Origin of the sequence: Geobacillus sp. (genome assembly GCF_017515625.1) — a bacterium.
Lineage (GTDB): Bacteria > Bacillota > Bacilli > Bacillales > Anoxybacillaceae > Geobacillus > Geobacillus stearothermophilus.
Genome location: NZ_JAFWFM010000147.1, coordinates 1 through 4,462 on the forward strand (window position 1 = coordinate 1; position 4,462 = coordinate 4,462).

Consider the following 4,462-nt stretch of genomic DNA (forward strand, 5'->3'; position numbering starts at 1 on the left):
AATGGCGATCCCACCTTGCAAACGAGTTTTCGTTGGATGAACCGCTAAAGGGGCATCTTTCGTTTATCACAGCTTCGTACGCGGCACATGCAAACGATTTTTCATGCCGGTCTATAGTTAGACATTTAGGAAATTATCTAAATACGGACAAAAACATTCGATATTTAGACATCTTTCTAATTAAAGAATATTCCATTTCCATTGGATTGTCAATGTATTTTTCGACTTTTCACCTCTCACATGCGGCATCCGACCGCTGCCCCTCGATGAAAGAGAAACAGCCCAGCGCCACCCCCTCCGCCACTGGCGGAGGGGGATTCCCCATTAACTTCCATTAACCCCCCGTCGGCCAAGCGGCGAGCAGCCGCTCGCTTTTTTCGCCATCAGTTCGTCTGTTAATTGCCGCAAATTGTCCACCGTGATCCCCCTTTTTTCGGAAAAGGCGGGGCGGCCCGCGCCAAACTCCGCCGCTATATTTATTCTCTTGGAAGCAGCTTTCGCAATACTTTGCCTGACGGCGTCGCCGGCAATTCATCGATGAATTCGATATAACGCGGATACTTGAACGCCGCCATATGCACTTTCGCCCATTCGATCAACTCAGACGGCGCCACCTTTCCTTTTTCCACCCCTTTTTCCCGCAAATAGCGGGCAAAACGGTGAACGTGATCGAGCAAGGTTCCCCACGTGATCACCTTGTTATAGAAAATGTACGCCGGCTCGTTTTCCTCGCGTTCGCCGCGATGGCGCAAATAGCCATAGAGCGGCTGTTCGCCGAGCTCATAGCGGAGTTCCTTCGGCAGCCCGCTCGGCCAGTATGGGCGTGTTTCATTCATTCGTTTCACCATCCCTTATAAAAAAATACTGAATGGTTAGTATGTTACCTTTCAGAAAACGATTTCAAATACTTGTTCATGTCTCCTGCTTCATCCATATGCATATCATTTCGCCGTCATTCGCCAAATTCCTTTCTCGAACAGCCAATCATTTTATCCGACGCGGCAAACGACCACCCCCTTCCACGTTGGAGAAGGAGCGGCCGTTCGGAAAAGGAGGAAGCCTGAAGCAGCGCATGCGGCTTGGTGACGGTCATTGATGCGATGAGGCCGGTCGGTGTGGACGATGCGTTTTATCCCTCCACCAGTGGCGGAGATATGGCAGCACCCAATGATCCAAGCCATATCGTCCCGCATTGGCCCCGGCGACGAGGAGAAAGACGGTAAGAAGCACCATTTGCGGGTTCGTGCTCGTCGTGCCTGAGAACATGAAGGCGAAGTTCATCACAGCTCCCATGAGGGCGGCAAACGTCGTAAACAATCCGAGAATGAGCGCGATCCCGACGAGAAATTCACCCCATGGCACAAGAACGTTGAACAATCCGACATTCGGCAACGCCACGTGTTCGATAAACGCCGCCCACCAGCTTTGCACGGCCGGATGTTCCCCAGCGGCTTTCGCCAACGCTCCTTTTAAAAATCCGGTGGCGTCAAACCCTTGCGTGATTTTTTCCCACCCTGCCGTCATCCATTCATATCCTAAATACAAGCGGAATACGACCATCAACACCGATGCCGTGACGTGTTCGCGCAACCATTTGACAACCATCGTGTTTCTCCCCTTTCGTTTTGGAAGATGTTCCTTACACTTTTATCTTAATCGTTTTTTCGCCTGGCGGCGCAGAGTTGCTCACTATTTCACAATATCTTCAAAAAGTTATGATGGAATGATAAATGCAAGATTCGTTCCATCGCAGTAGGCCTTTCCTCACAGGAAAAAGGATTGGCGCCTTGCCTCTCATACCGGAAAATAAAATAAACAATGTTAATTTTTAGAGAAAAGGAACGATTCAATGGAGGGGAAAAGAAAGAACATGCTACTAAGATAAATGGATCACTTGTACGAGCAAATTGTCGAACATACGAGCTAAGGGATTATGGTGACTGATGCCGACGCCCGCATTCGTTCAAACGGTTCAACGACACGTACGGCCATCAATGCGAGGACGACTGTTTGCGCAAAGTCGCCTTGTCGCTTGAACAAACAGCCAAGCAATACGGCGGGACGGCAGCGCGCTATGGGGGTGAGGAATTTGCCGTCATTTTGCCGCACACTTCGCCGTCCGAAGCATCGGCTGCCGCTGAGGCGGTGCGGGCAAACGTCGAGCGGCTCGCCATTCCGCACGGTTCCTCGCCCGCTGCTTGTGTCGTCACAGTCAGCGTCGGAGCCGCCGTCGCCGTCCCGCAACCAAATGAGAGCGCGGAAACCGTTCTTTCCCTTGCCGATCAGGCGCTTTATCGAGCCAAACAAAACGGGCGCAACCGGATGGAAATCGCCTGTCCCGCTCGTGGATGAACCTCCTCCTTTTCTCAAAAGAAGCGAGATATCGTCAAGCGTTCAGTGCAGATACGCAACAATCAGAAAGGGTGCCCCGCTTCTTTCGGGACACCCTCATGTTCATGTACTGACGTTATCGGTTACATCGTCCGTTGCCGGTCAGGGAACAACAGGCTAAACAGCACCCCGGCCGCCAGCGCAATGGCAAATGTCGTAAACCGCGAGCTAACGATGGCCTCAAGCGGAGAAGAAATCCAAATGACCGTGCTGACAAAACCGGCCACAATCGTTTCGATGACGCCGACGCCGGAATACCGCTTCCAGAAGAAAGAGAGCAAAATCGCCGGCGACAACGTGCAGCCGATCCCTGCCCATGCCCAACTGACAATGAAATACACAAGCGACTCCGATGTCATCGCCAGCACCAAGCCAAGCAGCCCGGCGATGACCACTACCGCGCGGGAAAGCGCGACAAGCTGTTTTTCCGACAGGCGAAGGCGCAGCGAGCGGCGGACAATATCTTCGCTGATGGAGCTCGTGATCACGAGCAGCTGCGAATCGGCCGTTGTCACGATGCGGCCAAAATGCCGGACAAAAGCACTCCCGCGAGCCACGGCGGCAGCAAGTCGAGCGCCATGTGCGGCAACACCGTTATGTGTCAACCCATCCTGTTATTCCAACATGAGGCGCGTCCTACATCGGAATGTTTCGCTCTCGTCCGGACAGCGTCCACATGTAAAGTTCCCTAAGTTGCAAGGCGGTGGGAATTATAATAAAGTGGAGATGAATCCAAAAAAAGGAGTGAACAAGATGAACCGTTGGGAGAAGGAATTGGACAAATACGCCGAAATGGCGGTGAAAGTCGGGGTGAACATTCAGCCCGGGCAGACGCTGTTCGTCAACGCCCCGCTCGAAGCGGCGCCGCTCGTCCGCAAAATCGCCAAAACCGCGTACGAAACCGGGGCGAAACACGTGTATGTCGAGTGGAACGACGAGGCGCTTACATACATTAAATTTCACCACGCCCCAGAAGAAGCGTTTTCCGAATATCCGATGTGGCGGGCAAGAGCGATGGAAGAACTCGCCGAACAAGGCGCTGCCTTTTTATCCATTCACGCCCCGAATCCGGACTTGTTAAAAGACGTCGATCCAAAGCGGATCGCGACCGCCAATAAAACAGCAGCGCAAGCGCTCGCCAACTACCGGAGCGCCATTATGGCCGACCGGAACTGCTGGTCGCTCATTTCCGTCCCCACACCGGCGTGGGCGCAAAAAGTATTTGGCGATCTGCGCGATGAAGAAGCCATCGACAAATTATGGGAAGCGATTTTCCGCATCACCCGCATCGACCAAGACGATCCGATCGCTGCCTGGCGCGAACATAACGACCGGCTCGCCCGCATCGTCGATTACTTAAACAACAAGCAATACAAACAGCTCGTTTACGAAGCGCCAGGCACCAATCTCACAGTCGAGCTCGTCGACGGGCACGTCTGGCACGGCGGCGCGGCGACGAGTCAAAGCGGCGTGCGCTTCAATCCCAACATCCCGACCGAAGAAGTGTTTACCATGCCGCATAAAGACGGCGTCAACGGCACAGTGCGCAACACGAAGCCGCTCAATTACAACGGCAACGTGATCGATGGTTTTACGCTCACGTTCAAAGACGGGCAAGTCGTCGACTTCAGCGCCGAACAAGGATATGAGACGCTTAAGCACTTGCTTGACACCGATGACGGAGCGCGCCGCCTCGGGGAAGTCGCCCTCGTGCCGCACCAATCGCCGGTGTCGCTGTCCAATCTCATTTTTTACAACACGCTGTTTGATGAAAACGCCGCTTGCCATTTGGCGCTCGGCAAGGCGTATCCGACCAATATCGAAAACGGCGCCTCTCTTTCCAAAGAGGAGCTTGACCGCCGCGGCGTCAACGACAGCCTCGTCCACGTCGACTTTATGATCGGCTCAGCTGATCTGAACATTGACGGCGTGACGAAAGACGGGAAGCGCGAGCCGATTTTCCGCAGTGGCAACTGGGCATTCGAACTGGCGTAATCGGTTTCGCCAGCTCTAAACAATAAGGCTGCGCCAAACGAGCGGCCAGACCCGACCGTTGGCGCAGCCTTATTCC

3 protein-coding genes and 2 pseudogenes are annotated in these 4,462 nt (G+C 53.6%); 2 read left to right on the forward strand and 3 right to left on the reverse strand.

Annotated elements, in window-relative coordinates; all coding sequences use genetic code 11:
- Window positions 1-476 precede the first annotated feature (476 nt).
- Entirely contained in the window at window positions 477-836 is a 360-nt protein-coding gene (locus IKE44_RS13845) for an AMP-binding enzyme (RefSeq protein WP_049624779.1), read from the reverse strand.
- Window positions 837-1,089: 253 nt separating this feature from the next.
- A complete protein-coding gene (locus IKE44_RS08775; protein WP_033017197.1) occupies window positions 1,090-1,605 on the reverse strand; it encodes a DoxX family protein in 516 nt (171 codons plus the stop codon).
- A 366-nt stretch (window positions 1,606-1,971) separates the two neighbouring features.
- Here IKE44_RS08775 and IKE44_RS08780 point away from each other — a divergent pair.
- Window positions 1,972-2,352, forward strand: a pseudogene (locus IKE44_RS08780) (diguanylate cyclase domain-containing protein); the annotation flags it as partial.
- Between the two features lie 122 nt (window positions 2,353-2,474).
- On the opposite strand, the pseudogene IKE44_RS08785 reads toward IKE44_RS08780, so the two are convergent.
- Window positions 2,475-2,986, reverse strand: a pseudogene (locus IKE44_RS08785) (sodium:solute symporter family transporter); the annotation flags it as partial.
- A 158-nt stretch (window positions 2,987-3,144) separates the two neighbouring features.
- On the opposite strand from IKE44_RS08785, the gene IKE44_RS08790 reads away from it, so the two are divergent.
- Window positions 3,145-4,386: an aminopeptidase gene (locus IKE44_RS08790; RefSeq protein WP_287465656.1), complete on the forward strand. Its 1,242-nt coding sequence runs from the start codon at window positions 3,145-3,147 to the stop codon at window positions 4,384-4,386.
- The last annotated feature ends 76 nt before the right edge of the window (window positions 4,387-4,462 follow it).